This window comes from Amycolatopsis sp. NPDC004169 (assembly GCF_040610315.1).
Taxonomy (GTDB): domain Bacteria; phylum Actinomycetota; class Actinomycetes; order Mycobacteriales; family Pseudonocardiaceae; genus Amycolatopsis.
This window is the reverse complement of record NZ_JBEXMD010000050.1, coordinates 22785-49296: the sequence shown is the minus strand read 5'-3', so window position 1 is coordinate 49296 and position 26512 is coordinate 22785. Positions and strand designations below refer to the sequence as shown.

Below are 26512 nucleotides of genomic sequence, written 5' to 3'. Positions count from 1 at the left end.
CGGCATCCCAGAATCCGCGCTGACAAGGTTGTCAGCGAGCGGAGGCCGGGGCATGGGCGAGCTGGACCGGCGGCAGGCGCTCCGCCTGCTGGGCGCGGGCGGAGCGGCGGCCGCGCTGGCCTCGGGCCTGCTCCCCGGCCTCGCCCGGGCGGCGGGCGGCGGGCCGCCGGACGCCGTCGCCGCGACCTACCTGCGCGTGCTGCTGCGCCACACGCGCTGGGCGGAGCAGCAGTTCGACCCGGTCGCCGGCACCTACCCGGCCCGGGACTTCACCTTCGCCGTCGTCCTCGGGAACGCCGTCCTGCTCACCCGAGCCGGCTACGACGCCACGATCGCCGGGGTGGACCGCGAGACGCTGCGCGGGCACACGCTCGCCACGATCCGCCGCTTCGCCGCGTCGAACCGGCTGGCCGGCGGGTCGGAGTGGGGCCGGAAGCTGTTCTTCGACACCACGTTCCAGTCGTACTTCGTGCTCGCCGCCCGTCTCCTGTGGACGGACCTCGACGACACCACCCGGCAGCACGTCGAGCGCATCACCACCGGGCAGGCCGGCTACACCACCGCACTCGGCACCGGCGACGACCCGGACTCGGGCAGCTGGACCCCGCACGGCCTGCTCGGCGGCCACGTCGGCGACACGAAGCTCGAAGAGATGGGCGTCTACGCCCAGTCGCTGGCCCCCGCGCTCGCCTGGGCGCCGGCGGACCCGCAGGCGGACGGGTGGCGAGCGGCCTTCGGTGCCTGGAGCCGCAACGAGGCCGGGCTGCCCGCCGCCGACCTGGCCAACCCGCGGCTCGTCGACGGCCGTCCGGTCAGCGCGAACACCGCAACGAACCTCCACGACACCTTCCTCGTCGAAAACCACGGTTCGTTCGGCCCGCACTACCAGGAAGAACTGTGGCGCACCTCCGGCCGCAACGCGATGCACTTCCTCGCCGCGGGAACGCCGCTGCCGGAGGTGCTCACCGCGCAGCCGAACGGCGAACTGCTCTGGCGCACGATGCTGCTGATGACCAGCGACGCGGGCGAGCCGCTGATGCCGATGGTCGCCGACCGCGAGCACCTCTACGGCCGGGACGTCATCCCGCTGGCCTTCCGCGCCCAGGTGCTCGGCGACCGGCACGCCGCGTACGCCGAAGCGCAGCTGGCCGCGCGGCTCGAGCCGTACCAGGCCTACGCACCCGCCGACCGGATCACCAAGTTCTCCGGCGAACCGAAGTACGAGCCGGAAGCCCGCGCCGAACTCGCCATCAGCTACCTGCTGCACGAGTGGCGCGCCGCGCACGGCGGCCCGGTCGCGCCCGTGAGCGGGCGCGAGTTCGACACCCACGCCGCCGGGGTCGCGGACTTCGGTGCCGGGCCGGGCCTGCTGGCCCACCGCTCCCCCGGCGCCTGGGCGGGCACGGTCAGCAAGCCGGGCTTCGTCAAGTTCGCCTGGCAGCCACACCACGACGACTGGCTGTTCGTGCTCGGCGGCGCCAACCCGATGCTGCTGCCCGCCACGGACTTCGCGGTGCGGGAGCGGCACGCCACGACGTACGCGAAGGTGCGCGACGGCTTCGACGGCACGGTCGGCGTCCTCCGCTTCGACACCGGGTACGCCGCTTTCGCCACCCTTCCCACCGGCGCCGCCGTCTACGCCAGCACCGGCGTCGCCGAAAGCGAAGGCATCCTGGACGTCCACAACCTGGCCATGCCCGGCGTGCCCGGCCTCGACGGCGACCGCACCTACACCGCCGCCGAAGGCACCGTGACGATCGAGGCCCGGGCCGCGGCCACCGGCGCCCGGACCGACGACCTGGTGTTCGGCCCGGTCACCGCCCGCCACGTCCGCATGCTCGGCGTCCGGCCGGACCCGCAGTACGGCTACTCGCTCTGGTCCTTCGAGGTCCGTGACGGCGACGGCCCGGACCTCGCGCGGGCCGGAACCGCGTCGGCGTCGTCGGCGAGCGCCGGCAAGGAGGCCGGATACGCCGTCGACGGCAACGCCGGCACCCGCTGGGCGGTGTCCACATCGGACCGGCCGCGCGCCGACAGCTGGTTCGCCGTCGACCTCGGCGCACCGCGGGAGTTCGACCGCGTCCGGCTGAGCTGGGAGGCCGCCGCCGGGCGCAAGTACCGCATCGAGACGTCGCCGGACGGCGCGACCTGGACGACCGCGGCGACCTACCCGGTGCCCGCGCTCACCAGTACCCACGGCCGGCTCGACATCGACGGCCGGGCCGGGATCACCGTGGCGGGCCCGAACCCGCTCACCGTCGCCGGTGACCGCGTCACGCTTTCCGACGGCCCCGCCGCCGCCTTCGTCGCCGAGCTGCGGCCCGGCCCGCCGCTCCCGTCCGGCCGGATCCCGACCGGCGCCACCGCGGTCGAGGCCACTGTCACCGACGGTTTCCTCGTGCTGCTCAACCTCTCCGCCACCGCGGCGACCGGCACGGTGTCCCTCCCGGGATACCGGGTTCACCGCGGCGAGCAGACCCTGACCGGGACCGGCACCGAGTACGTCTGGTCCCTCGCCCCGGCGGAGGGCCGCATCGAACCGCCGCGGTTCACCGTGCGCGGCCCGGCCGGGCTGAAGGCGGTCGTCCGCGACGCGAGCCGGGTCGACCTCACCGCGCCGGCCGGACTGCTGCCGGTGCTCGTCACCGTGACCCCCGACGGCGGTCGCGCGCGAACGGTGCTGGTGCCGCCGCGGCGGACCGTGCCGGTCGTCTTCGGTGAACTCCGCCCGTACCCGCTGGCCGACCGCGCCCTCGGCCGGACCACCTTCCCCGCCGATCCCCTGCCGCCGGGGATGTCGAGCCCCGCGGCGGCCGTCGACGACGATCCGGCGACGGCCTGGCGGCCGGGCCCGGACGGCCGGATGGTCGTCGATCTCGGGTCGGTGCTGGAGGTGGCCGCGGTCGAGCTCGGGTGGACCCGCGGCCGCGTGCCCGCCGCGACCGTCGAAACCAGCGTCGACGGCGTCACCTACGCCGCGGCGGACACCGGGACCGCCCGGTACGTGGCGGTCCGGACGCGCTGGAAACCCGGCGACGCGAGCCTCACGCGGTTGTCGGTTCGCACTTGATCGATCTCGGACCCCGCGCGGCGGGCCCGCGGGCGAGTACCTTGACACACGGAGCTCTCCACCGCCCGATCGGGAGGACGGATGCGCGTCACGATCGCCGAAGTCGCCCGCCGCGCCCGGGTGAGCAAGACGACCGTGTCGCGGGTGCTCAACAACAAGGCCGACGTGGACGCGGCGACCGCGATCCGGGTGCGCGAGGTGATCGCCGCGACCGGGTACATCCCGAGCGCCGGTGCGGTCGGGCTGGCCCGCGGGGTGACGCGCACGGTCGGGATGCTGGTGCCCGGGCTGACCTGGCCGTGGATGGGCGAGGTGCTGCAGGGCGTCGCCGACGTCGTGGAGTCGAAGGGCTACGGCCTGCTGCTGTCGACGGCCAACCGCGGCGCGGACTCCCTCGGCGAGTTCTCGCGCCAGGTCTCGGCGAAGGCGTTCGACGGCCTGCTGCTGGTGGAACCGCCGGACGCGGTGCGGCACCTGCGGGTGCTGCACGACTCCGGGCTGCCGGTGGTGGTGATCGACGACCGCGGCCGCCGCCCGGCGTTCCCGTCGGTGGGCACGGACAACCGGCAGGGCGGCGCGGCCGCGGCCCGCCACCTGCTGGCCACCGGCCGCACCCGGTTCGCCACCGTCACCGGGCCGCACGACTTCGGCTGCACCGCCGATCGCCTCAACGGCTTCAACGACGCCGTCCTCGACGCCGGCCTGACCCTCGACCGGCGGCTGATCATCGAGGGCGACTTCACGAGTGAAAGCGGGGAGGCGGCGATCCGCCAGCTGCTGGAAACCGGCCCGGAGTTCGACGCGGTCTTCGCCCACAACGACCTCACGGCGGCGGGCGTGCTGGCCAGCCTACGCAAGGCGGGCCGCGCGGTGCCGGGGGACGTCGCCGTGGTCGGCTTCGACGACATCCCCCTGGCCGCGCACACCCAGCCGCCGCTCACCACGATCCGCCAGCCGCTGCGGCAGATGGGCGAGACGGCGGCCGGGCTGCTGCTCGACCGCCTGGCCGGCGCACCGGCCCCGGACGCCCCGCTGATCGTCCCGACCGAGCTGGTCGTCCGGGAGTCGACTCAGGAGACGGTCAGCGTCCCCGACAGCGGCACGTTGCGCGAGGAATCACCGACGTAGACGCGGTACTGGCCCGCGTTCGTCGTCCACGAGCCGGTCCAGTGCGCCAGGTCCCGCGGGGTGAGCGGGAACGACACCTGGGTGCTCTGCCCGGGATTCAGCTGCACCTTCTTGAACCCCTTCAGCTGCTTCGGCGGCTCACCGTTGCCGGCCGGCTGGCCGACGTAAAGCTGGACGACGTCCGCGCCCGCGCGGCTGCCGGTGTTGGTCACCGTGGCCGTCACGGTCGCCGTGCCGTTCGTGCCCTGCGGCGTCACGACCAGGTTCGAAAACCCGAACGTCGTGTACGACAGCCCGAAGCCGAACGGGAACAACGGCTCGATGTTGCGGCTGTCGTACCACCGGTAGCCGACGTTGAGCCCTTCGGAGTACTCGATCCGGTCGTTGGCGCCCGGGAACTGCTGGACGTTCGCCGTGGGCAGGTCGGCGATCTGCTTCGGGAAGCTGATCGGCAGCTTGCCCGACGGGTTGACGTCGCCGTAGAGCAGCGACGCGAGCGCGTTGCCGTTCTCCTGGCCCGGGTACCAGCCCTCGATCACTGCCGCGACCTTGCCCAGCCACGGCATGGTCACCGCCGACCCCGTGTTGAGCACGACCACCGTGCGCGGGTTGGCCGACGCGACCGCGTCGATCAGGTCGTTCTGCTGGTTCTGCAGGTCGATCGTGTCGAGGTCCTGGGTTTCGGACTCGCCGTAGCTGGCGAACACGATCGCGACGTCGGCCGCCTTGGCCGCCGCCGCCGCACCCGGGATGTTCGGCGTCTGCACGTGCTCCCCCGCGCCGTCCACGTAGGACACGCTGACCCCGGAGCCTGCCCGGGCCTTGATGCCGTTGATCGGGTTCACCGACGCCGGCGACGGGTTCACCTTGGCGCTGCCGCCGCCGATGTTCTGCGGGTCGATCCCGTCGCCGCCGGAGAGGGCGATCGACTTCACCGAGGAGCCCAGCGGCAGCACGCCGGTGTTCTTGAGCAGCACCGACCCGGCCGCGGCGACGTCCCGCGCGGTCGTCACGTTGGCCGCGTTGGTCACCACCGAAGCCGGGGAACCCCGCCGGGCCCGGTCGAAGACGCCGAACCGGAACATCTGGGTGAGCACCCGCCGGACCATGTCGTCGACGCGCGCCTGCGTGACTTCGCCGCGGGAGACGGCGTCGAGCAGGCCCTGGCCGAAGAACGCGCCGCCGGGCATCTCCATGTCCAGGCCGCCGTTGGCCAGCTGCCGCGGGCCACCGGTCGCCGAACCCCAGTCGGAGCCGACGAACCCGCCCCACCCGGCGTCCTGCTTGATCGCCGTGGTGAGCACGCCGCTGTTCTGGCACGCCGGGACGCCGTTGATCTGGTTGTAGGCGCACATCATCGAGGCGACCTGGCCCTGGCTCGCCACCTGCTGGAACGCCGGCAGGTACAGCTCGTGCAGGGTCCGGTCGTCGATGATGACGTTGTCCGACGGCGTCCCGCGGGACGCCCCCGCCTCGACGTTGTACGCGGCCGCGTGCTTGGCCTGGGCCATCACGCCCTGGCTCTGGATGCCCTGGATCGTGGCGGTCCCGGCCGCGCCGGCGAGGTAGGGGTCTTCGGCGTAGGTCTCGAAGTTGCGGCCCCACCGGGGGTCGCGGACCAGGTTGATCGTCGGGCCGAGGGCGATGTCGACACCCTTGCCCGCGAACTCGGCACCCATCGCGCTGCCGTACCGGTTCATCAGCCGGTGTCCCAGGTCGCGGCGGCCGACACCGGCGCCGGGAACTGGGTGACGCCGTCGAGGCCGTCGCCGACCCCGGCGGGGCCGTCCTGCAGGCCGAGGGCCGGGATGCACAGCTCCGGCACGGCATCGGTGTTGCCGATGTACGGCCCGGTCGCGCCGTTGCCGTGCAGCACCTTCACCTTCTGCTGGGGTGTCATGACGGCCAGCAGCTGGTTGACGCGGTCGGCGACGGGCGCGGCGGACCCCACCCACGGGCAGCCACCCGGGTTGGTGGGCGTGGTCGTCGGCGGGGCGCTGTCGCTCGTGTGGACCGCGAACTCCCACAGCGAGACACCCCACTGCGTCGCCCGGGCCGTGGCATTGAGCCGGACGTACCGCGCGGTCCCCGACACGGCCGGGTGCTCGGTGCCGCCCGCGCCGGCCACGGTCGCCGCCGTCGTCCACGTCGAGCCGTTGGTGGACAGCTGGATCGTGTACGCGCTCGCGTACGCGGCTTCCCACGTCAGGTCGACGCCGCAGACCGGACGTGAGCTGCCGAGGTCGACCTGGATCCACTGCGGGTCCGCGGCCAGGCTCGACCAGCGCGTGCCACCGTCACCGTCGAAGGCCGCCGACGCCGGGAAGGCGTCGGACTGGACACTGGACGCCGTAGCCGGTTGCCGGAGTGCGGCGTTCGCGCTGCCGCACGCCTGGGCCGAGCCGTCGCCGAAGACCTGGAACTCCCACAGCGAGACCCCCCACTGGGTGGCCCGCCGGGTCGTGGTCAGGCGGACGTACCGGCCGCTCCCGGACACCGGCAGCGTCTGCGTGCCGCCGGTGCCGGTCGTCGTCGAGTACACAGTGGACCACTGGCTGCCGTCGGCCGAGGCCTGGATCGTGAACGCCGTCGCGTAGGCCGCCTCCCACTGGAGCACGACCTGGTTGAGCGTGTGCGATCCGCCGAGGTCGACCTGCAGCGTCTGCGGGTCGGCGGCCAGGCTGGACCAGCGGGTGCCGGGGTCGCCGTCGACCGCGGCCGAAGCCGGGAAGGCGGCGTTCTCGGTGGAGGACGCGGTCACGGCGTGCCCCTGCGATAGGAGCGCGGGGGCCGCATGGGCGGTGAACAGGGGGGCGGTGAGCAGCCCGGCGGCGACCACCGCCCCCACGACGAGCGCGACGTGCCGTCTCACTGGTACACCCGCACGTAGTCGATCACCATGTCCTGCGGCAGCACGGTCCCCGCGCCCGGCGGGCCGGGGAAGTCGCCGCCGATGGCGTTGTTGAGGATCAGGAAGAACGGGTGGTCGTAGACCCACGGCCCGCGCGTGCTCTCGACCGTGTCGCGGTTGATCGTTTGGAACGGGGTGCCGTCGACGGAGAACGTCATGTGCGTCGCGTCCCAGTCGAGCCCGAACTTGTGGAACCCGGCCGAGACGTCCTGGCCGAAGTCGAACGGCGCGCCGATGCCGCCCGCGCCGTTGTACGCGGGGGCGTGGATCGTCGAGTAGGCCAGGTTCGGCGACTTGCCGACGTGCTCCATGATGTCGATCTCGCCGCAGTTCGGCCACGGCGTGCCGCTGAAGAAGTTCGCGCCCAGCAGCCAGAACGCCGGCCACAGCCCCTGCGTGCCGGACACCTTGATGTTGGCCTCGACGTGCCCGTAGGTGAAGCTGAACTTCCCCGCGGTGTTGATCCGGCCGGAGGTGTACTGGCAGGTGCCGCTGCCGCTGACCGGGTCGACCGGGCACGCGCTGCCCGGGGTGGCTTCGCGGCGGACCTGGATGACGAGGTTGCCGCGGCCGTCCTGCTTGGCGTTGTTGTTGTTCGTGTAGTACTCGAGTTCGTTGTTGACGCCGGGGCCCGTCTCGGCGGTCCACTTGCTCGGGTCGGGGTTGGCGCCGGCGGCGCCGTTGAACTCGTCGCTCCAGACCAGGGTGCCCGGGAAGTGCGGGGCAGGCGGGGCGGCAGGCGGCGGTGTCGGGTTGCCGCCGGTGCCGTAGACGTCGAAGCCCCACAGCGAGTAGCCGTAGCCGTTGGAGCGGGCGGTGCCGTACATCCGGACATACCGGCCGGAACCGTTGACGGTCAGCGTTTCCTTGAAGCCCTTGCCCGTGGTCGTCGAGTAGATCGAGGTCCAGTTCGCGTTGTCGTTCGACACCTGGATCTGGTAGGCGACGGCGTAGGCCGGGTCCCACTGCAGGACGACCTGGTGGATCGCCGCGGACGCACCGAGGTCGACGGTGATCCAGCCCGGGTCGACCCAGCCGGTGGTCGCGCTGGTCGCCCAGCGCGTGGCCGGGTCGTGGTCGAACGCCTTCGCCGGGACGCAGCCCGGGCAGTTGCCGTCGTCCTGGTACGAGGACGCCGTGCCGGGCTTGCCGTAGGAGAGCAGGACGTCACCGGGCTGGGTCGTGCCGCCCCCGCCGTAGACCTGGAACTCCCACAGGGAATAGCCGTACTGGGTGGCCCGCTGGGTGCCGGTCAGCCGGACGTACCGGCCGCTGCCGGTCACGGTCAGCGTCTGGTTGCCGCCGGTCGCGGTGGTGGTCGAGTAGAGCGGCGTCCAGGTGGCGCCGTCGGCGGACGCCTGGACCGTGAACGCCTTGGCGTAGGCGGCTTCCCAGTTCAGCACCACCTGGGACAGCTGCTGGGTCGAGCCGAGGTCGACCTGCAGGTACTGCGGGTCGCTGAAGCCGCTGGACCAGCGGGTACCGGGGTCGCCGTCGACCGCGGCGGACGCCGGGAAAGCGGCGGACTCGGTCGAGGACGCCGTCACCGGACGGCCTTGGGAGAGCAGGACGGGAGCGGCCCTGGCCACCGGAGCGGTGAGCAGGGCGGCGAGGGTCAGGGCGAGGACGGCGAGCACCCGCGTCCTCGGCATGCGGCGTTGCATGGGGCACCTCCACGGCGAACCGGCGCCGGGGCGGCCTTGCCCCGGCGCTGTCCGGCCCACGTGATCTCCGGCGCGGGTGTGGGCCCGGCCGTCGGCACGCTTAGTTCAAGCTATAAATAAAGAGTCGTAAAATGTCAACGGTTGCCCGCCGGACGCTGGTCCGGGCGAACGAATCCGCCGTGGATGCTTGACGCGGGCGAACCTCCCGCTGTTAACTGCGAGCTCACCGACGGAACCGGTTCCGTGACCGCCACCCGGGACTGCTCCGCCGCGACCAGCACCTTTCGGGCTGGCCGGTCCGCGCTTTCCCCTGCTCCGGTACCGCTCCTCCGGCTCACGGCACCGGGCGGGGGCCCGGGCGCGAACCCGCCGCACCACCCGAAACCGGCGCGAGCTGTGGGGCTCCACCGGTCCGCTTTCGCACGTCCTCCCCCGATCACAGGCAGGCTCATGAGATCGACGACGCTCTCCCCCCTCCACCGTCTCCTCGTCATCGCCACCACCTTCGTCACCGCGGTCACCACCGCGGCCGTGGTCGGCTCCGCACCGGCCCAGGCCGCCGCGTGCGGCAGCACGAACCTCGCGCAGGGCCGTCCGGCGACCGCGTCGTCGACCGAGAACGGCGGGACACCCGCGTCCGCCGCGGTCGACGGCAACACCGGCACGCGCTGGTCCAGCGCGTTCAGCGACCCGCAGTGGCTGCAGGTCGACCTCGGTTCGGCCCAGCAGCTGTGCGACGTGGTGCTCACCTGGGAGGCCGCGTACGCCCGCGCGTTCAGCGTGCAGCTCTCCAGCGACGCGAGCAGCTGGACCACGGCGTACTCGACCACCACCGCCGCCGGCGGCACGCAGACCGTTGCGCTCTCGGGCACCGCCCGCTACCTGCGGGTCTACGGCACCCAGCGGGCGACCGGCTACGGTTACTCGCTCTGGGAAGTGGCCGTGCACGGCACCGGCGGCAGCACGATCCCGCCGACCGACCCGCGCAACCCGGACCTCGGGCCGAACGTGTCGGTGTTCGACCCCTCGACGCCGGCCGCGACGATCCAGGACCGGCTGACGCAGATCGCGAACCAGCAGCACACCAACCAGTTCGGCAACGAGCGCTACGCCGTGCTGTTCAAGCCGGGCACCTACAACGCCGACGTCAACCTCGGCTTCTACGAGCAGGTCGCGGGCCTGGGCCTGTCGCCGGACGACGTCAACCTCAACGGCCACGTCCGCGTCGAAGCGGACTGGCTGCAGCAGGGCGACAACCCGAACAACAAGGGCAACGCGACGCAGAACTTCTGGCGGTCGGCCGAAAACCTGTCGGTGACGCTGCCGGCCGGCCAGGTCGAGCGCTGGGCCGTCGCGCAGGCCGCGCCCTACCGGCGGATGCACCTGCGCGGCAGCCAGATCCAGCTGTGGAACGGCGGTGACGGCTGGGCCAGCGGCGGCCTGATCGCCGACAGCAAGATCGACGGCGTCGCGGTTTCCGGTTCCCAGCAGCAGTTCCTGACCCGCAACAGCGAGCTGGGCGGCTGGCAGGGCGGCGTCTGGAACATGGTGTTCGTCGGTTCGACCGGCACCCCGCCGGCGTCCTTCCCGAACCCGCCGGAGACGGTCGTCGGCCAGACACCGGTGGTACGCGAGAAGCCGTTCCTCTACGTCGACGGCTCGGGCAGCTACAACGTGTTCGTCCCGGCGCTGCGGCAGAACTCCCAGGGCACCAGCTGGGGCCACGGCGCTCCGGCCGGGCAGTCGATCTCGCTCAGCGAGTTCTACGTGGCGCACCCGTCCGACTCGGCCGCGACGCTCAACGCCGCGCTGGCGGCGGGCAAGAACCTGCTCGTGACACCGGGTGTGTACCACCTCGACCAGGCGCTCAACGTCACGCGCCCGGACACCGTGGTGCTCGGGCTCGGCCTGGCGACACTGCAGCCGACCAACGGGACCGCGGCCATCACGACGTCCGATGTGGACGGCGTGAAGATCGCCGGGCTGCTGATCGACGCGGGCGCGGTGAACTCGCCGGTGCTCGTCCAGGTCGGCCAGCCGGGCTCGAACGCCAACCACGCGGCCGACCCGACGTCGCTGCACGACGTGTTCTTCCGGATCGGCGGCGCGGCCGTCGGGAAGGCCACGCAGACACTGGTGGTCAACTCGAACAACGTCATCGGCGACCACATGTGGCTGTGGCGCGGCGACCACTCCTACGGCGTCGGCTGGAACGTCAACACCGCGGCCAACGGCCTGGTCGTCAACGGCGCCAACGTGACGATGTACGGCCTGTTCGTCGAGCACTACCAGCAGTACGAAGTGCTCTGGAACGGCAACGGCGGGCGGACGTACTTCTTCCAGAACGAACTGCCGTACGACCCGCCGGACCAGGCGTCCTGGTCCAGCGGCGGCGGGCGGCAGGGCTGGGCGGCGTACAAGGTGGCGGACTCGGTGACCAGCCACGAAGGCTGGGGCCTGGGCAGCTACTGCTTCTTCAACACCAACCCGTCCATTGTGGCCAGTCACTCCTTCGAGGTGCCGAACAACTCCGGGGTCCGGTTCCACAACCTGGTTTCGGTGTCACTCGGCGGCGTGGGCACGATCGCCCACGTCATCAACGACACGGGTGACGCCGCGAACACCGGGCACCAGGTGAGCCCGCTGGTCTCCTACCCGTAACACCGCGGCGACGTACGCGTCCGGGCGGAGCAGCCAGGCTTCGCCCGGACGCGCACCGAGCACACCCCCGACCGGGATCTCCTCCGACCGCACACCCTCCACCCGCACGCCCGGCGTCGTCAGGACCAGGAAGCCCTCGCGGGCCAGGTCGCGCAGCCGTCCACCCGGGACGGTCACGTCCGGCAGCAGCACGCCCGGGCCCGGCGGCGGCACCGCGCCACGCTCCGGCCGTCCCGCGAACGGCCGGAGCGGATCGGGTGTGGTCAACGGCGAATCCACGTACCAGAACGGTTCCGCCAGCCGGCCCGAGTCCACCTCGGCGCAGGCGGCCGGATCGTGCGCCGCCCGGGTGAGGACGTCGAAGCGGCGAGCGCGCTGCTCGTCGTCCTGGGGCACCAGGAAGTCCATCGTGGCGGTGGTGACGGCCGCGTTCTCCACCGCCGCCGCGTGCCGCTCGGCGTGGTAGCTCTCCAGCAGCTCCTCCCCCGCCTCGCCGCGCAGGACGGCGGCCAGCTTCCAGGCGGCGTTCTCCGCGTCGGCCACGCCGGAGTTGAGGCCGCGCGCCCCGAACGGCGCAACCAGGTGCGCGCAGTCCCCGGCCAGCAGCACGCGCCCCACGCGCATCCGGTCGACCAGCCGCGTGTGGAAGCGGTACACCGAGCGCCACCGCACTTCGTAGCGCCGGTCGCCGATGATCGCGCGGATCCGGCGGTCCAGCGCGCCGCCCGTCTCTTCGGCCGCGAGGTCGTAGTCTTCGGGGACCTGCCAGTCGATCCGGAACTCCGAACCCGGGCACGGGTGGATGAGCACCTGGCGGCCGGGGTTCCACGGCGGGTCGAAGTAGAACCGCCGTTCCGCCGCCCAGCCGGGCAGGTCCGCGCGGATGTCGCAGATCAGGAACAGGTCCCGGAACGACACCCCTTCGAGGTGCTGCCCGAGCGCCCGCCGCACGGTGTCGCCGCGTGCGCCCGCACAGGCGATCGCGTACTCGGCTTCGATCCGGCGTGGCCCGTCCTTCGTCTCGCAGTGGATTTCCACGCAGCCGGGCTGGGTCAGGCCGGTGACGCGGTGGCCGCGGCGGACGTCGATCAGCGGCTGCTGCGCGATGAGCTCGTCCAGCACCTGTTCGACCCGGGCCTGGGACAGGTTGACGAACGGCGGCAGCGCCGACCCGCCGTCGGGGAGCTTCAGCGAGAACAGCTCCGTGGCGCGGTGGAACGTCCGCGCGGTCGTCCAGGTGAGGCCCTCCTCGGCGAGGCGTCCCGCGCCGAGGGACGCCCAGACGTCCAAAGTGTCCCGTTGCTGGCAGATGGCCTTGGATCCCACGGGATCGCGCACCTCGTGCTCGTCGACGAGCACCACCGGTACGCCCCGGCGCGCCAGCAGCAGCGCGGCCGTCTGGCCGACCGGGCCGCTGCCGAGGACGGCGACCGTCATCCCTGCAGCTGGTCCCAGACTTCGCGGTCGCGTTCGGCCGTCCACACCACCGGCCGTTCGACGCCGCCCAGCTCGTCCCACAGCCGCGAGACGTCGAAGGGCAGGCAGTGCTCGAAGATCGGCCAGTGGCCGTACCGGTCGGCCAGGGCCGCGTGGGTGCGCTCGAAGGCTTCCTTGAGCGTGCCGCCGGCGTCCCGGACCGCGCCGACCTCGCGGAGCATGGTGGTGAGGAAGTGCCGGGTCTGCGCGATGGCGGCGTCGACCGCTTCCCGGCCGCGGCTGACTCCGCCGCGGCCACCGATCAGGGTCTCCGCACCGAAGGCGGCCACCCTGTCCAAAGTGGACGAAGCCCAGTCGCGGTGGAACGCGTCGCCGGTGTACAGCGCGGCTTCGGCTTCCACGAGGTCGCCAGCGTAGAGGATCTTCTGCCGGGGCAGCCAGGCGACGAGGTCGCCCTCGGTGTGCCCGCGCCCGCAGTACTGCAGCACGAGGTCGCCGCGGTCGCCGCCGAGGTCGATCGTGAGCCGGTCGGAGAAGGTGAGCGTCGGCCAGGTGAGCCCGGGCACCGAGTCCGCGCCCTTCGCCAGGCGCGGCATCCGGCCGAACTCGCTTTCCCAGTCCTCCTTGCCGCGCTCGGCGACCAGGGCCCTGGTGTTCTCGTGCGCGACGATCACTTCGGCGTCGAACGCGGACGCGCCGAGCACGCGCACGGCGTGGTAGTGGCTCAGCACCAGGTACCGGACCGGTTTGCCGGTGTGCTCGCGCAGTTTCGCGAGCCACTCCCCCGCCGCGACGGGTGTGGCCAGCGCTTCGAAGCAGACGAGGAAGTCCTCGCCCTCGATCGCGCCGATGTTCGGGTCGCCTTCGGCGGTCAGCGCGTAGACGCCGTCCGCGAGGATCTCGAGGGTCTGCGCTTTCTCCGCCAGGTCGGCCGAAGAGGCGAAGGCTTTCTTCGTCACGGCGAGCGCTCCTTGATCGTCAAAGGTTTGACCACTTCGGGTCAGGCTAGCCCTCGGGACCGCCGCGCGGAACCCTTCTTCCCCTAACCTGAGCCGCATGACCGACCGACCGGCCGACCTCGACTACCTCTCGTTCGTCGACTACGCGATCGGGAAGACGCAGGCCGAGCTGCCCGCGACCGACCCGGTGGCGATGCGGCTCGGCCTGACCCTGCACCGCCTGGCCGGCGCGCTGGTCTACGACTGGGAGTCCACGGTCCACCGCCCGCGCGGCTGGAGCTGGGGCGGGTTCCGGGTGCTGTTCGTGCTGTGGCTGGCGGGCCCGCTGGAGTCCCGCCACGTGGCCCGCCTCGCGGGGATGAGCCGCGCGGCGGTGTCGGCACTGGTGAACACCCTGGAGCGCGACGGCCTGGTGACCCGCACCCCGGTCGCCCACGACCGCCGGGCGGTCGAGCTGGCGTTGACGGAGGCGGGCCACACCTCGGTGACCGACGCCTACCAGGAGCACAACGAACGCGAGCAGGCCTGGGTCGCGGCCCTGACCCCGGCAGAACGGACGGTTTTGATCGGACTCCTGGAGAAGCTGACCACCAGCCCGGCGGCCGCGGCCGCCCAGCGCCTCGCCTGACCCTCCAGGCACGCAACCCGACCACCCAGGTACGCAGCCCGACCCTCCAAGTACGCAGCCCGACCCTTCAGGTACGCGGACCGACCGCCCAAGTACACAGCCCGACCGCCCAGGTACGCAGCCTGACCCTCCAGGTACGCGGACCGACCCTCCAGGTACGCCGACCGACCTTCCAGGTACGCCGACCGGCCCTCCAGGTACGCCGGACGACCGTCCGGGTCAGCTGGCGAGACCGGGCAGGGTGAGCGTGTGGCCGGTCTGCTCGGCCTTCGCCCGCAGGTACCGCACGTTGTTCTCGGTCGCGAACACCCCGGTCGGCACCCGGTCGCGCACCGCGATGCCCGCCGCGGCCAGCTGGGCCGCCTTGTCCGGGTTGTTCGACAGCAGGTCCACCCGGTCCACGCCGAGCGCGCCCAGCATCTGGGCCGCCACCGTGTAGTCGCGGGCGTCCTCGGGCAGGCCGAGCGCGGCGTTCGCGGCGTAGGTGTCGAGGCCGCCGTCCTGCAGGGCGTACGCGTCGAGCTTGTTGTAGAGCCCGATCCCCCGGCCCTCCTGGCGCAGGTACAGCAGGTACCCGCCGGCCTCGGAGATCCGGGTGACGGCCTCGGCCAGCTGCGGGCCGCAGTCGCAGCGCGCCGATCCGAAGACGTCACCGGTCAGGCATTCCGAGTGCGGGCGCACCAGCGGCACCTCACCCGGCGTGCCCAGCACGAACGCCAGGTGCTCGCCGCCGTCGGCCAGGCCGCGGAAGGTGACGGCTTCGGCGTCGACCGCGGTGGCGCCGTCGAGCCGCAGCGGGATCCGCACCCGCGTCCGCACCTGCGCCGTCATGCCCTCGCCCCTGGAATCACCCACAAGATCGACCCTACACCAGTTCAAATTCGAACATCCCGCCCCGGCCGAGCCCGAAATGCGGTGGCGGCCGGGTCGTATGCTCGGCCCATGCTGCCCGGTGCCACCGCTGCCTCGTTCCTGCTGGTCGTCGTGCTCGGGGCGATGTCGCCCGGGCCCGACTTCGTCGTCGTCACGCGCTCGGCGCTGGCCGGCGGGCGGCGGGCCGGGATCGCCGCGGGCACCGGGATCGCGCTCGGGGTCTTCGCCTGGGTGGTCGCGATCGCGCTGGGGGTCGCCGCCGTGCTCACCGCGTCGGCGGTCGCGTTCACCGTCGTGAAGCTGGCCGGCGCGGCCTACCTCGTCTTCCTCGGCGTCAAGGCGTGGCTGGCCGTGCGCCGCGGCGAGTACCGCGATCTCGCACCGGCCACCGGGCCCCGGCAGCTCACCGCCGGGGCCGCCTTCCGCCAGGGCCTGGTGACGAACCTGCTCAACCCGAAGGTGGCCGTGTACTTCCTGGCCCTGCTCCCCCAGTTCCTGCCCGCCGACGGCGCCACCCTGCAGACGCTCGAACTGGCCGCGATCGCCACCGCGGGCACGGTCCTCTGGTTCGTCACCCTCGCCGTCGTGGTCGGGGCGCTGAAGCGGTTCTTCAGCGCCGGCCGCGTCCGCCGGGGCCTCGACGCGATCCTGGGCACCGTGCTCGTCGCGCTCGGCCTGAAGGTGGCCGCCGAGACGGCGTGAGCCCGGCGGCCGGGCTCACGCCGCTCGCGCTCAGCCGAGCTTCTCGGACGCCAGCCGCGTGCCCTCGACCCGGGCCGCGATCTTCGCGAACGCGATGTCGCGCGAGGTCGAGGTGTCGTCGGCGAACGGCGAGAACCCGCAGTCGTCGCAGGTGCCGAGGCGCTCGGCCGGCAGGTACTTCGCCGCGGTGAGCACCCGGTCCCTGACCTCCTCCGCGGTCTCCACCCGCGGGTCGATCGGGTCGATCACGCCGACGAAGACCAGCTGGTCGGCCTTCAGGTTGTCGGCGATCACGCGCAGCGCGCGCTCCGGGTCGGCTTCGCTGGCCAGCTGGACGAAGAAGCGGCCGGCCTTGAGGTCGAACAACGCCGGCAGCAGGCCGGCGTAGTCGACGTCGAGGCTGTGCACGGAGTCCTGGTCCCCGCCCGGGCAGGTGTGCACGCCGATCTTCGCGCGTTCCTCGGCGGTGAACCGGTCGAGGACGGCGTTGTTGAGCTCGACGAACTGCCGCAGCAGCCCACCGGACGGGTCGAGCTTCAGCGACAGCCGTCCCTCGGTGAAGTCGACCTGCACGCTGTCCGCGCCCGCGTCGAAGCTGCCGCGGATGTCGGCCTCGGCCGCGTCGACCAGGTCGGCGACGAACTGCTCCTGCGGGTAGCCCTCGATGCCGTCGGCCGGGTAGATCAGCGAGAGCGCCGACGCGGCGATCACCGCCTGCTTCACCGGCCGCTCGGTCAGGGCCTTCGCCCGGGTCAGGTACGAGCCGGCGTGCGTGGCGTAGCGGAACGGCCCCGCGGTGAGCCGCGGCAGCTGCCGGGTGTGCCCGTCCGCGAACGGGATGACGACGCCGTCGGGCGCCAGCGCGTCCAGCCCGGCCAGCGGGTAGGTCGCGAAACTCGGCTTGCCCTGCTCCCCGTCGGTCAGCACCGGCGAGCCGGTCTCCTCGAACCGGCGGATCGTGTCGGCCAGCGCCTGGCTCTCGAGCTCGGCGAGCGCGGCGGCGTCGATCCGGCCCGCCGCGAAGTCGCCGAGGCCCTCGACGAGGGCGGCGGGCCGCGGGATGCTGCCGATCGGTTCGGTGGGCAGGGTCATGAAGTCCTCCGTCTGTTTGAAGGGCTTGACCGGCCACCGGCACGACGCCAGGACGTGGCCTTTCGCGACCGCCCCCACCCGCCGTCCGGCCGTGACCGGCCACGTTTCCCAGCGAAACCTAACGTGGCCGAAGCCGGTCACGGAGCGCGGATCACCCGGACGGCCCACAGAAAAGCACGAATTCAGAAGGCGTTCGGCGGTTCGCGAGGAGGACGATTGGGTATTCGCTACGGCGACACGGCGGGTTCGGCGCCGAAGGAGGCCCGATGCTCAGTCACCACGACCGCACCGAGCTGGAGAAGATCGAGCGCAGTCTCGAACTCAGCGACCCGGCACTGGCGGCCGCCCTGCGCGACGGGCGGCGGCCCCAGTCGCGCGCGCTCCGCAGTGCGTTCCTGATCTTCTTCGACGTCGCCGCCGTGACGCTGCTGGTCCTGGGCCTGGTGCTGCCCGATCCGGGCGTCACGCTGTGCGGGATCCTCGCGCTCACCGGCACCGTCTGGACCCACGTGGCGCGGCATCGGATTTGAGGCAGACTGAGCTGGGTGAAGTGGGTCCTGCACGTCGACCTCGACCAGTTCATCGCCGCGGTCGAGATCGCCCGCCACCCCGAGCTGCGCGGCAAGCCGGTCGTGGTCGGCGGCAACGGCGACCCCACCGAGCGCGCGGTCGTCGCGACGGCGTCGTACGAAGCCCGCGAGTTCGGCGTCCAGTCGGGCATGCCGCTGCGGATCGCGGCCCGACGCTGCCCGGAGGCGGTCTTCCTGCCCAGTGACCCGGACGCCTACCTGGAGGTGTCGGCCCGGGTGATGGCCGCGGTGCGGGAGCTGCCGGTGGTGGTGGAGGTGCTGGGCTGGGACGAGGCCTTCGTCGGGGCGGAGACGGCCGACCCGGAGGCGCTGGCCGTCGCGATCAAGGAGGCGGTGGCGCGCGAGACGGGCCTGTCGTGCGCGGTCGGGATCGGCGACAACAAGCTGCGCGCGAAGCTCGCCACCGGGTTCGGCAAGCCGGGCGGGATCTACCGGCTGACGCAGGAGAACTGGTGGGAGGTGATGGCGGCCCGCCCGACGGACGCGCTGTGGGGCATCGGCGGCAAGACCGCGAAGAAGCTCGCCGCGCTGGGGATCGAAACGGTCCTCGACCTGGCGGGCGCGGACGCGGCGGAGCTGGCGGCCCGCTTCGGCCCGAAGACCGGGCCGTGGCTGCGCCTGCTCGGCGGCGGCATCAGCGACGCCGAGGTCAGCGCGACCCCGTGGGTGGCCCGGTCCCGCAGCCGCGAAACGACGTTCCAGCAGGACCTGACGGACCCGGCGGAGATGGCGGCCGAGGTCTCGGCCCTGGCGAAGAGGGTGACCCAGGACGTGCTCGAGGAGGGCCGCCCGGCGGCGCGGGTGGCGGTGAAGGTCCGGTTCGCGCCGTTCCTGACCCACACGCACAGCATCACGCTCCCGGAGCCGACCTCGGACGCGGCAGAGCTGGACCGGGCGGCGCGCGAGGTGCTGGGGATGTTCGAGCTGACCCGCCCGGTGCGGCTGCTGGGCGTGCGGGCCGAGTTTCCCCGCGAAGGCGACTGAACCGGGAGGCGCGCCCACGCCGACCACGGCGGCGGAGCCGGAGCGGCCACCCCGCGCGTCTGCGGCTCATAGCGCCACAGCACCCACCGCTGCAGTCCCGCGAGCGACACCCGCAAGCCCGCCCGCGCGTGCGGGCCGGGTTCCCCTGCGAAGACTAAAGCCCCTCGGGCAGCGGCAACGGCCGGTCCGGGTCCAGTTCCACCCCGCCGGCCCGCAGCGTGTGGTCCAGCATCGCCCAGATCGTGCCGGTGAGCTGGGCCGTCAGCTGGGGCAGGCTGAGCGTGCCCGGGTGGTCCAGCCAGCGGGTCGTCGCCGATTCGACGTAGCCGACCAGGCCGAACGCCATCGTGTCCGCCGGGGCCGGGTCGAGGCCGAACGCCGTCAGGTACCCCGCGAACAACCTGCTCAGGTGCCGGGCGATCGCGCCGCGGACGTCGGGGCCGTCCGGGACGCCCCGGGTCAGGTAGCGGTGCAGGTGGGCGTGCTCGGTCAGCCAGCGCAGGTGCGTCGCGATCACCGTGGAGATCATCTCGTTCGGCGAGCCCTCGGGGTGCCACAGCGGCGCCAGGTCGGCCGTCACCAGCTCCGCCGCCCGCTGGGCGATCGCCCGGCGGAGGTCCGCCGCGTCGGAAAAGTGCCGGTACAGACGGGTGCGGGCGACGCCGGCGCGCTCGGCGATCTGCTCGGTCGAGACGTCCGGGCCGTGCTCGGCGATCGCCGTCAGTGCGGCGTCGACGAACTCCGCGCGCCGGCGTTCCTGCTGGCCCGCCCAGCGCGTCGCCCGTCCGTCGACCTTGGTCACGGCGAAAGCCTACTCACACCCCGCCGGGCGGTGTACGCTCCCGAAGTAGCTAGTACACCTTGTACCCCCTACTTGCGGAGGCACCCCATGCGCGTCGAGGACCGGGACGTCACCGCGGCTCGCCTGCTCAAGAGTTCCGCGAAGAACTCCTACGACCCGTACGTCGACATCGACTGGGCCGCGCCGCTCGCCGAGGGCAAGGCCTACATGCCGCTCGAACGCGTCTCCCTCTACGGCACCGACCTGTGGGCGAAACTGACGCCGGAGCAGCGGATCGAGCTGTCCAAGCACGAGATCGCCAGCATCATGAGCGTCGGCCTGTGGTTCGAGATCGTCCTCATGCAGCTGCTCGCCCGGTACGTCTTCGACCTCGACGCGCGCAGCGAGCACGCGCAGTACGCGATGACCGAGATCGGCGACGAGACCCGGCACTCGGTGATGTTCGCCCGCACCGCCGACCGGCTCGGCGTCCCGCGCTACGGCGTCCCCAAGGTCGTCCACCGCGCCGCGAAGGTGTTCGGCGCGACCGCCGCCGGGCCGTCGATGTTCGCCAGCGTGCTGGTCGCCGAGGAGACCACCGACCGGCTGCAGCGGTCGATGATGGACGACGACGGCATCCAGCCGCTGATCCGCTCGGTCAACCGCATCCACGTGGTCGAGGAGGCCCGGCACGTCCGGTTCGCCAAGGAAGAGGTGCTGCGCGAGACGCCGAAGCTGTCGAAGGCGGCACTGCACCGGCACCGGCTGCGGACCGCGCTGGTCGCGTTCGGCGTGATCGACAGCATGGTCGACGCGCGGATCTACCGCAGCGTCGGGATCGACCCGCGCGAAGGCCGCGCCGCGGCGCTGGCCAACCCCCACTTCCACGAGACCCGCCGCTGGATGGCCGAGAAGATCGTGCCGTTCCTGCGCGAGGCGGGCCTGATCGGCGGCCGCTCCGAGGGCATCTGGCGGCGCGCGCACCTGCTCTGAACGCCGGGGGCGGAATTGCCGTTCCGCGACGTTCCGGACAGCGCCAGGATGGCGGGATGACCGCCGATCCCCCGGGGTGGCACCCCGTCCCACCCCGCCGCTCCCTGCTCGCCCGCCCCGCCGTGACCGGCCTGCTCGGCTTCGTGGCCGGCGCGCTGCTGGTCGGCGTGCCGTGGCTGGTGCTCGGCCTGCTCGGCGGCCCGAGCGGGCGGCCGCTGACCGCGCCGGCGAGCCTCGGCGGGCTCGGCCGCGCCCAGGACGCGATCGCGAAGGTCGGCAAGGACCGGGGGCAGCCGCTCATCGACCGGGTCGGGAAGAGCGACCGGGAGACCGCGGCCCGCGTGTCGGCGGCCTACGGCGGCGCCGGCGCGGTCGTCCAGCAGTACCAGGACGATGAGCTCCGGCGCACGATCCAGCTGCTCGCGGTCCGGGCGCCTTCGCCGGGGCTCATCGCGCCGTACGAGGACGCCGAAGCGCTGGGCCTGGCCGCCCCGGGTACCGAACTCGTGACCTTCGGGGATGTGCAGTGCCTGGTGCAGCACGACCCGGTGAGCGCCGGCTCGGCGCCGGACCCGGAACGGTCCTCCGTGCGGACCTGCCAGCGCACCGGCACCGACCTGACCGTGACCCTGAAGAGCCTGAGCTCCGAGGGCAACCGCGACCCGCGGGAAATCGCTGCGATCGTCGAAGAGGCGTGGGCGATACTCACCCGGTGATCACCATCCGGACCGCCCGCGCCGAGGACGAAGCCGCGCTCGCGAAGCTCGACGAGCGCACCTGGACCCCGGACGTCTCCCCCGCGCCCGCGCCGCCGCCCGGCACCCCGTTCTTCGGCGACGGCACGCGGCCCGAGGACGTCCTGGTCGCCGAGCAGGACGGCGTCGTCGCCGGGTACGTCCGCCTCGGCGAGGGGTTCGGCATCCCGGCCCACCGGCACGTGGTGGTGATCGACGGGCTCGCCGTCGACCCGGACCGGCAGCGGCTCGGCATCGCGGGGCGGCTCGTCGAGGCCGCCGTCGCCGAGGCGGGCCGCCGCGGCGCGCGCAAGGTGACGCTGCGCGTGCTCGGGCCGAACACCGGCGCCCGCCGGGTGTACGAGCGCTGCGGGTTCGTCGTCGAAGGCGTGTTGCGCGGCGAATTCCACCTCGACGGCACGGACGTCGACGACGTTCTCATGGCCCGATCGCTCGCTTGACAGCCTCGTCGCGGCTTTGCCATCCTGGATCCGGGCCGAGAGGCGCTGCGACGGAATCCACTTCCGCCACGCTCGGCCCGAGACCACGACTCCAAGGGCGCCTCCCGCGAGGGAGGTGCCTTCTTCTTTGTGTCCGCACGGGCTTCCGTGCTGCCTCCCGAGCGCATCCCGACGAACTCCGGAGTGCACCGAAGCATGAGTGACAAACTGCAGACCCGAAACGGCCTCGACTTCGCCGTGGCCGACCTGTCCCTGGCCGACGCCGGCCGCACGCAGCTGCGGCTGGCCGAGCACGAGATGCCCGGCCTGATGGCGATCCGCCGCGAGTACGCCGCCGCGCAGCCGCTGAAGGGCGCCCGCATCGCCGGCTCCCTGCACATGACCGTCCAGACCGCGGTGCTCATCGAGACCCTCGTCGCCCTGGGCGCGCAGGTGCGCTGGGTGTCCTGCAACATCTTCTCCACGCAGGACGAGGCGGCCGCGGCGGTCGTCGTCGGCCCGGAGGGCACCGTCGACGCCCCGGCGGGCACCTCGGTGTTCGCGTGGAAGGGCGAGACGCTCGAGGAGTACTGGTGGTGCACCGACCAGCTCTTCGCCTTCCCCGGCGGGCTGGCCCCCAACATGATCCTCGACGACGGTGGCGACGCCACCCTGCTCGTCCACAAGGGAGTCGAGTTCGAGGCGGCCGGCGTCGTCCCGCAACCGTCCGAAGAGGACCCGGAGGAGTACCGGATCATCCTCGACACCCTGCGCGCGAGCCTGGCCGCCGACGGCGGCCGCTTCACCGCCATGGCCAAGGAGATCCGCGGCGTCACCGAGGAGACGACCAACGGCGTCAAGCGGCTCTACAAGCTCGCCAAGGACGGCGAGCTGCTGTTCCCGGCGATGAACGTCAACGACTCGGTGACGAAGTCCAAGTTCGACAACAAGTACGGCATCCGGCACTCCCTTGTGGACGGCCTGAACCGGGCCACCGACGTGATGATCGGCGGCAAGCGCGTGGTCGTCTGCGGCTACGGCGACGTCGGCAAGGGCGCGGTCGAAGCGCTGCGCGGTCAGGGCGCCCGGGTCGCGGTCACCGAGATCGACCCGATCTGCGCGCTGCAGGCGGCGATGGACGGGCTCGACGTCGTCGAGCTCGACGACGTGGTGGCCACCGGCGACATCTTCATCACCACCACCGGCAACTTCGGCATCATCTCCGCGGACCAGATGAGCCGGATGAAGCACAACGCGATCGTCGCGAACGTCGGGCACTTCGACAACGAGATCGACATGGCCGGGCTGGCGAAGCTGCCGGGCATCGAGAAGAACGAGATCAAGCCGCAGGTCCACGAGTGGACCTTCCCCGACGGCCACGCGATCATCGTGCTGTCCGAGGGCCGCCTGATGAACCTCGGCAACGCCACCGGCCACCCTTCGTTCGTGATGTCGAACTCCTTCACCAACCAGGCGATCGCGCAGATCGAGCTGTTCACCAAGCCCGGCGAGTACGCCACCGACGTCCACCGGCTGCCGAAGCACCTCGACGAGAAGGTGGCCCGGCTGCACCTGGACGCGCTCGGGGTGAAGCTCACCAAGCTCACGAAGCAGCAGGCCGAGTACATCGGCGTCGACGTCGAAGGTCCGTACAAGCTCGATCACTACCGGTACTGACGCAAGGTTGCTCCATTCGCCGTAGTTTGGTTTATCGGGAAACTGGCCATCCTCCCGGCGAGAGCGCATCCGCCCGGACGGCACGGAGCCGGGCCGGGTCTCATGCGAAGGAGTGTGTCAAGTGATCATCCTCGGTGTGATTCTGCTTGTCATCGGGTTCATCGTGGGCATCCCGGTGCTGTACACCATCGGTATCATTCTCGCGGTGGCCGGCGTGGCACTGGCCATCCTGGGCGGCACCGGCCGCCGGATCGGTGGCCGGGCGCACTGGTACTGATCCCGAGACCGCACCACGGCCCGGCGCGTGGCGGCGAAAGCCGTCCGCGTCGGGCCGTTCGGCCGTTTCCGGCCCTTCGACGGTGAAAAACACACCGGCGGCCCACCCCGTGGGCGGCGTCGGCGGATCCACAACGGACACCCCGCAACGCGGGATGCCCGGAAATGAAAGGGTCCTCCGGCTCCGAGGGGGAGGGAGAGCCGAAGGACCCCGTTAGTGTTAGCACATCGCCAGGCCGCTGTACACAGCTGCATACACGATCGTGTGACCGTCTTGACGGGATCCGAACGCCGTGCGGGCCTCCCCGGCGGGCGACAGCCCGGCCGGGAAGGCCCGCACGGATCCTGGCGGGAGGCTCAGCTGGCGGGAGGCTCAGGAAGCCTGGCGGAGCAAGGACTTCCGCGGCGCGGTGGCGCACCCGCACCCGCCGCCGACGCCCTGGCAGTCCACGATCAGCCCGTGCCGCACGCGGTCGCCGTCGGCGCACGCCGGGTCGGTGCACTCGGCGAATCCGCCTTCCGGGTGGACCACCAGCGTGCCGTGGCAGTGATCGATCCCCGCATCACAAGAGGCACACTCCATGACCGGCCGCCTTTCCGCGCTCGTGGACCACGTGCCCCCACGGTAGGACCGGGAAGCGCGCGGACCCGGCAGCGGTCCGGCGTGTCGGCACAACCACCCGTCCGGGACGCTCAGGCGGACTTCGGCGCCCGCTTGCGCGCCGCCGGCTTCTTCTTGGCCGGCGGTGCGTCCTCATCGGACACCTCGGCCGCGGCGGGCGCCTTCCCCGCACCCTCCGAAGCGGACTGCCGCGACTTCTTCGCGGCGTCCACACTGGCCTGCAGCGCCGCCATCAGGTCGACGACGTCGGCCTTGGCGGTGACGGCGGCGGGCTTGGTCGTCTCGTCGCCCGCGACCTTGGCCTCGATCATCTCTTCGAGGGCCTCGCGGTAGTGGTCGTGGTACTTCTCCGGCTCGAACACCGGCTCGGCCAGTGAATCGATCAGGGACCCGGCCATGGTGAGCTCCTGCGGCCGGATCTGCGGCGGGTCGTCGCGCAGGAACGGGAAGTCGGGCTCGCGGACCTCGTCCGGCCACAGCATCGTCGTCATCACCAGCACGTCGGCGTGCACGCGCAGCACCGCCATGCTCTCCCGCTGCCGGACCGCGACCTTCGCGATGGCCACCTGGCTCGACTTGTGCAGCGCGTCCCGCAGCACGATGTAGGGCTTCACCGCGTTCTTCTGCGGCTCCAGGTAGTACGTGCGGTCGTACTGGATCGGGTCGATCGACTCCAGCGGCACGAACTCCAGCACGTCGATCGTGCGCTGGGTGGCCAGCGGCAGCTCGGCCATCTCGGCGTCGGTGATCACCACCATCTCGCCGTCGGGCAGCTCGTAGCCCTTGGCGATCTCGGCGTACGGCACCTCCTGGCCGTCGATCGTGCAGAACCGCTTGTACTGGATGCGGCCGCCGTCGGCCTCGTGCACCTGGCGCAGGGAGACGTTCTTGTTCTCGGTGGCCGCGTACATCTGGATCGGGATGCTGACCAGCCCGAAGGACACCGAGCCCTTCCACATCGCCCGCATGCCAAGCACCTCCGGGGGTGTCGTCTTCACGCTACGTGACAACCGTAGCCCGAAACGTCCCCCGGCGACAGTCCGCCGCGGCGGCGATCTAGACCTCTGCCAGGTATTTCTCCCAGAGTGCCGGATCCATGAACCAGTGTTGGAAGTCCGCCGGATCGGTGAATCCGTTCGCGAACCGGCGGGCGACCGCGGGATTCTCCCCCGCCACCCCGAGGATCTGGAGCACGTGCGGAGGGGGCGGCAGCAGCAGCGCGTTCGTCCATTCGGTCACGTGCCGGGCGTACTCCCAGTAACGCTCGAACGTCGCTTCCATCCAGGCGGCGTCGAACGGCCGGTCGGCGCGCTCGACGATCGCGTCGAGGTAGGTCGCCGCGCAGTGGCTCGCGTTGTTCGAACCCTGCCCGGTGATCGGGTCGTTCGCCACGACGACGTCGGCCATGCCCAGCACGATCGCCCCGCCCGGCAACGTGCCGACCGGGTGGCGGACCACCGGCGTGTACCCGCCCGCCAGGGTCGCCTTCGCGTCGGTCAGCTCGGCGTCGCGGCAGCGCTCGTACTCCCACGGCACGAACTGCCGCATCAGGTCCAGCAGCCGCCGGAAGTGCTCGTCCGGGCCCGGGTGGTCGCCGAAGCAGTCCAGCGGCCCGCCGGGGACGCCCTCGAAGAAGAGGATGTCGCAGTTCCCGCTCAGCGTGTACGCCGGGATCATGAACAGCTCGCCGACGCCGGGGACGATGTTGAACCGCACCCCCAGCTTGTCCGGGTGCTCCGGACGGCGGCCCACGCCGTGGGCGTAGGCCAGTGACAGCGCGCGCATCGGCCGCGTGTACGGCGAGCGCTCGGGCACCCGGTCGAACAGCTGGACCAGCTCGCCCTTGCCCGCCGAGATGATCACCAGGTCGTAGAGCCGGGTCAGCGCGTCCAGTTCGGACGTCATCACGCCGTGGATGACGAGCTTGCCGCCGCGCTCCTCGAACAGCTCCAGCCAGCCGGCCATCTTCACCCGCTGGTCCACCGACTGGGCCGGGCGGTCGAGCTCGGCGAACCAGTCGAGCGCGCGGCCGCCGTCCGGCGTGGCCACCGAAACGCCGAGGCCCTCGACGTTGACCGTCTCGGCCTCCCACAGGTTGATCCCGAGTTCGCGCTCGTGCTGCAGCGCGTCGTGGAACATGCACTGCGTCGACATCACCCGCCCGGACCGGATCTCCTCCGGCGTCCGCGCGGACATCACCGTGACGTCGTAGCCCTTCGCCTGCAGCCCGAGGGCCAGCTGCAGGCCGGACTGCCCGGCACCGACGATCAGAACCCTGCGCATGGAGCTC

21 protein-coding genes, 1 pseudogene and 1 riboswitch are annotated in these 26512 nt (G+C 72.1%); of the genes and pseudogenes, 12 read left to right on the top strand and 10 right to left on the bottom strand.

The features are described 5' to 3' along the window. Window positions 1–52: 52 nt before the first annotated feature. Both ABZX11_RS41560 and ABZX11_RS41555 read left to right on the top strand, forming a co-directional pair. Window positions 53–3070, top strand: coding sequence for a discoidin domain-containing protein (locus ABZX11_RS41560; RefSeq protein WP_354923920.1), 3018 nt, complete (start codon window positions 53–55; stop codon window positions 3068–3070). Between the two features lie 81 nt (window positions 3071–3151). Further along, on the top strand, window positions 3152–4198 hold the full coding sequence (locus tag ABZX11_RS41555; protein WP_354923918.1) for a LacI family DNA-binding transcriptional regulator: 1047 nt from the start codon (window positions 3152–3154) through the stop codon (window positions 4196–4198). Here the strand turns inward: ABZX11_RS41555 and ABZX11_RS41550 are convergent. Together ABZX11_RS41550 and ABZX11_RS41545 are read right to left on the bottom strand one after the other, a co-directional pair. Next, window positions 4141–7070: pseudogene (locus ABZX11_RS41550) on the bottom strand (glycoside hydrolase family 3 C-terminal domain-containing protein). The gene ABZX11_RS41555 and the pseudogene ABZX11_RS41550 sit on opposite strands and share 58 nt — an antisense overlap. Further along, window positions 7067–8773, bottom strand: coding sequence for a discoidin domain-containing protein (locus ABZX11_RS41545; protein WP_354923916.1), 1707 nt, complete (start codon window positions 8771–8773; stop codon window positions 7067–7069). Before ABZX11_RS41545 ends, ABZX11_RS41550 begins: the two are co-directional and overlap by 4 nt. A 450-nt stretch (window positions 8774–9223) precedes the next feature. Between ABZX11_RS41545 and ABZX11_RS41540 the strand changes: the two genes are divergently transcribed. After that, window positions 9224–11434: a discoidin domain-containing protein gene (locus ABZX11_RS41540; RefSeq protein WP_354923915.1), complete on the top strand. Its 2211-nt coding sequence runs from the start codon at window positions 9224–9226 to the stop codon at window positions 11432–11434. On the opposite strand, the gene ABZX11_RS41535 is transcribed toward ABZX11_RS41540, so the two are convergent. Both ABZX11_RS41535 and ABZX11_RS41530 read right to left on the bottom strand, forming a co-directional pair. Beyond that, window positions 11336–12871, bottom strand: coding sequence for an FAD-dependent monooxygenase (locus ABZX11_RS41535; protein WP_354923913.1), 1536 nt, complete (start codon window positions 12869–12871; stop codon window positions 11336–11338). The genes ABZX11_RS41540 and ABZX11_RS41535 overlap by 99 nt on opposite strands. Further along, window positions 12868–13830 (bottom strand): MBL fold metallo-hydrolase, encoded by a 963-nt coding sequence (locus ABZX11_RS41530; RefSeq protein WP_354923911.1) that lies wholly within the window; start codon window positions 13828–13830, stop codon window positions 12868–12870. The genes ABZX11_RS41535 and ABZX11_RS41530 overlap by 4 nt, the downstream gene beginning before the upstream one ends. Window positions 13831–13927: 97 nt before the next feature. On the opposite strand from ABZX11_RS41530, the gene ABZX11_RS41525 reads away from it, so the two are divergent. Next, window positions 13928–14458, top strand: a complete 531-nt coding sequence (locus ABZX11_RS41525) for a MarR family transcriptional regulator (RefSeq protein WP_354923909.1) — start codon at window positions 13928–13930, stop codon at window positions 14456–14458. Between the two features lie 219 nt (window positions 14459–14677). Here the strand turns inward: ABZX11_RS41525 and ribA are convergent, their stop codons facing one another. Continuing rightward, window positions 14678–15289, bottom strand: coding sequence for a GTP cyclohydrolase II (gene ribA / locus ABZX11_RS41520; RefSeq protein WP_354923938.1), 612 nt, complete (start codon window positions 15287–15289; stop codon window positions 14678–14680). A gap of 111 nt (window positions 15290–15400) precedes the next feature. On the opposite strand from ribA, the gene ABZX11_RS41515 reads away from it, so the two are divergent. Beyond that, entirely contained in the window at window positions 15401–16033 is a 633-nt protein-coding gene (locus tag ABZX11_RS41515; RefSeq protein WP_176177478.1) for a LysE family translocator, read from the top strand. Between the two features lie 30 nt (window positions 16034–16063). On the opposite strand, the gene ABZX11_RS41510 is transcribed toward ABZX11_RS41515, so the two are convergent. Beyond that, the gene (locus tag ABZX11_RS41510) at window positions 16064–17125 is read right to left on the bottom strand and encodes a cobalamin-independent methionine synthase II family protein (RefSeq protein WP_354923907.1); all 1062 of its coding nucleotides are present in this window, start codon (window positions 17123–17125) and stop codon (window positions 16064–16066) included. 266 nt (window positions 17126–17391) lie between these two features. Here ABZX11_RS41510 and ABZX11_RS41505 point away from each other — a divergent pair, with 266 nt between their 5' ends. Further along, a complete protein-coding gene (locus tag ABZX11_RS41505) occupies window positions 17392–17655 on the top strand; it encodes a DUF3040 domain-containing protein (RefSeq protein WP_354923905.1) in 264 nt (87 codons plus the stop codon). A gap of 15 nt (window positions 17656–17670) precedes the next feature. Beyond that, window positions 17671–18699, top strand: a complete 1029-nt coding sequence (locus ABZX11_RS41500) for a DNA polymerase IV (protein ID WP_354923903.1) — start codon at window positions 17671–17673, stop codon at window positions 18697–18699. A 154-nt stretch (window positions 18700–18853) separates the two neighbouring features. Here ABZX11_RS41500 and ABZX11_RS41495 read toward each other — a convergent pair whose 3' ends face one another. After that, window positions 18854–19501 carry a TetR/AcrR family transcriptional regulator gene (locus ABZX11_RS41495; protein ID WP_176177474.1) on the bottom strand — a complete coding sequence of 216 codons (648 nt, stop codon included), beginning with the start codon at window positions 19499–19501 and terminating at the stop codon, window positions 18854–18856. A gap of 87 nt (window positions 19502–19588) precedes the next feature. Between ABZX11_RS41495 and ABZX11_RS41490 the strand changes: the two genes are divergently transcribed. The 5 genes from ABZX11_RS41490 to ABZX11_RS41470 all read left to right on the top strand — a co-directional run bounded on the left by ABZX11_RS41490 (window position 19589) and on the right by ABZX11_RS41470 (window position 23601). Then, window positions 19589–20473, top strand: a complete 885-nt coding sequence (locus tag ABZX11_RS41490) for a diiron oxygenase (RefSeq protein WP_176177473.1) — start codon at window positions 19589–19591, stop codon at window positions 20471–20473. A 56-nt stretch (window positions 20474–20529) separates the two neighbouring features. Then, window positions 20530–21189: a hypothetical protein gene (locus tag ABZX11_RS41485; protein WP_176177472.1), complete on the top strand. Its 660-nt coding sequence runs from the start codon at window positions 20530–20532 to the stop codon at window positions 21187–21189. Then, a complete protein-coding gene (locus ABZX11_RS41480; protein WP_176177471.1) occupies window positions 21186–21668 on the top strand; it encodes a GNAT family N-acetyltransferase in 483 nt (160 codons plus the stop codon). Before ABZX11_RS41485 ends, ABZX11_RS41480 begins: the two co-directional genes overlap by 4 nt. 31 nt (window positions 21669–21699) lie before the next feature. Next, window positions 21700–21778: riboswitch (S-adenosyl-L-homocysteine riboswitch) on the top strand. Window positions 21779–21863: 85 nt separating this feature from the next. Next, window positions 21864–23324: an adenosylhomocysteinase gene (gene ahcY, locus ABZX11_RS41475; RefSeq protein WP_354923900.1), complete on the top strand. Its 1461-nt coding sequence runs from the start codon at window positions 21864–21866 to the stop codon at window positions 23322–23324. 121 nt (window positions 23325–23445) lie between these two features. Beyond that, complete coding sequence (locus tag ABZX11_RS41470) at window positions 23446–23601, top strand: hypothetical protein (RefSeq protein WP_004559113.1); 156 nt, start codon at window positions 23446–23448, stop codon at window positions 23599–23601. Window positions 23602–23973: 372 nt separating this feature from the next. Here ABZX11_RS41470 and ABZX11_RS41465 read toward each other — a convergent pair whose 3' ends face one another. The 3 genes from ABZX11_RS41465 to ABZX11_RS41455 form a co-directional block, all read right to left on the bottom strand. Beyond that, complete coding sequence (locus tag ABZX11_RS41465) at window positions 23974–24183, bottom strand: hypothetical protein (RefSeq protein ID WP_354923898.1); 210 nt, start codon at window positions 24181–24183, stop codon at window positions 23974–23976. A 110-nt stretch (window positions 24184–24293) separates the two neighbouring features. After that, window positions 24294–25190 carry a Ku protein gene (locus ABZX11_RS41460; protein ID WP_176177468.1) on the bottom strand — a complete coding sequence of 299 codons (897 nt, stop codon included), beginning with the start codon at window positions 25188–25190 and terminating at the stop codon, window positions 24294–24296. An 88-nt stretch (window positions 25191–25278) separates the two neighbouring features. Continuing rightward, window positions 25279–26505: a styrene monooxygenase/indole monooxygenase family protein gene (locus tag ABZX11_RS41455; RefSeq protein WP_354923895.1), complete on the bottom strand. Its 1227-nt coding sequence runs from the start codon at window positions 26503–26505 to the stop codon at window positions 25279–25281. Between the last annotated feature and the right edge of the window lie 7 nt (window positions 26506–26512).

What these genes read in the sequence shown, in the direction of transcription:
- ribA (WP_354923938.1), bottom strand. Translation starts at nt 15,289, where the DNA reads ATGACGGCGCAGGTGCGGACGCGGGTGCGGATCCCGCTGCGGCTCGAC.
- ABZX11_RS41525 (WP_354923909.1), top strand. Translation starts at nt 13,928, where the DNA reads ATGACCGACCGACCGGCCGACCTCGACTACCTCTCGTTCGTCGACTAC.
- ABZX11_RS41510 (WP_354923907.1), bottom strand. Translation starts at nt 17,125, where the DNA reads ATGACCCTGCCCACCGAACCGATCGGCAGCATCCCGCGGCCCGCCGCC.
- ABZX11_RS41455 (WP_354923895.1), bottom strand. Translation starts at nt 26,505, where the DNA reads ATGCGCAGGGTTCTGATCGTCGGTGCCGGGCAGTCCGGCCTGCAGCTG.
- ABZX11_RS41545 (WP_354923916.1), bottom strand. Translation starts at nt 8,773, where the DNA reads ATGCAACGCCGCATGCCGAGGACGCGGGTGCTCGCCGTCCTCGCCCTG.
- ABZX11_RS41555 (WP_354923918.1), top strand. Translation starts at nt 3,152, where the DNA reads ATGCGCGTCACGATCGCCGAAGTCGCCCGCCGCGCCCGGGTGAGCAAG.
- ABZX11_RS41535 (WP_354923913.1), bottom strand. Translation starts at nt 12,871, where the DNA reads ATGACGGTCGCCGTCCTCGGCAGCGGCCCGGTCGGCCAGACGGCCGCG.
- ABZX11_RS41460 (WP_176177468.1), bottom strand. Translation starts at nt 25,190, where the DNA reads ATGCGGGCGATGTGGAAGGGCTCGGTGTCCTTCGGGCTGGTCAGCATC.
- ABZX11_RS41515 (WP_176177478.1), top strand. Translation starts at nt 15,401, where the DNA reads ATGCTGCCCGGTGCCACCGCTGCCTCGTTCCTGCTGGTCGTCGTGCTC.
- ahcY (WP_354923900.1), top strand. Translation starts at nt 21,864, where the DNA reads ATGAGTGACAAACTGCAGACCCGAAACGGCCTCGACTTCGCCGTGGCC.
- ABZX11_RS41560 (WP_354923920.1), top strand. Translation starts at nt 53, where the DNA reads ATGGGCGAGCTGGACCGGCGGCAGGCGCTCCGCCTGCTGGGCGCGGGC.
- ABZX11_RS41490 (WP_176177473.1), top strand. Translation starts at nt 19,589, where the DNA reads ATGCGCGTCGAGGACCGGGACGTCACCGCGGCTCGCCTGCTCAAGAGT.
- ABZX11_RS41465 (WP_354923898.1), bottom strand. Translation starts at nt 24,183, where the DNA reads ATGGAGTGTGCCTCTTGTGATGCGGGGATCGATCACTGCCACGGCACG.
- ABZX11_RS41540 (WP_354923915.1), top strand. Translation starts at nt 9,224, where the DNA reads ATGAGATCGACGACGCTCTCCCCCCTCCACCGTCTCCTCGTCATCGCC.
- ABZX11_RS41485 (WP_176177472.1), top strand. Translation starts at nt 20,530, where the DNA reads ATGACCGCCGATCCCCCGGGGTGGCACCCCGTCCCACCCCGCCGCTCC.
- ABZX11_RS41505 (WP_354923905.1), top strand. Translation starts at nt 17,392, where the DNA reads ATGCTCAGTCACCACGACCGCACCGAGCTGGAGAAGATCGAGCGCAGT.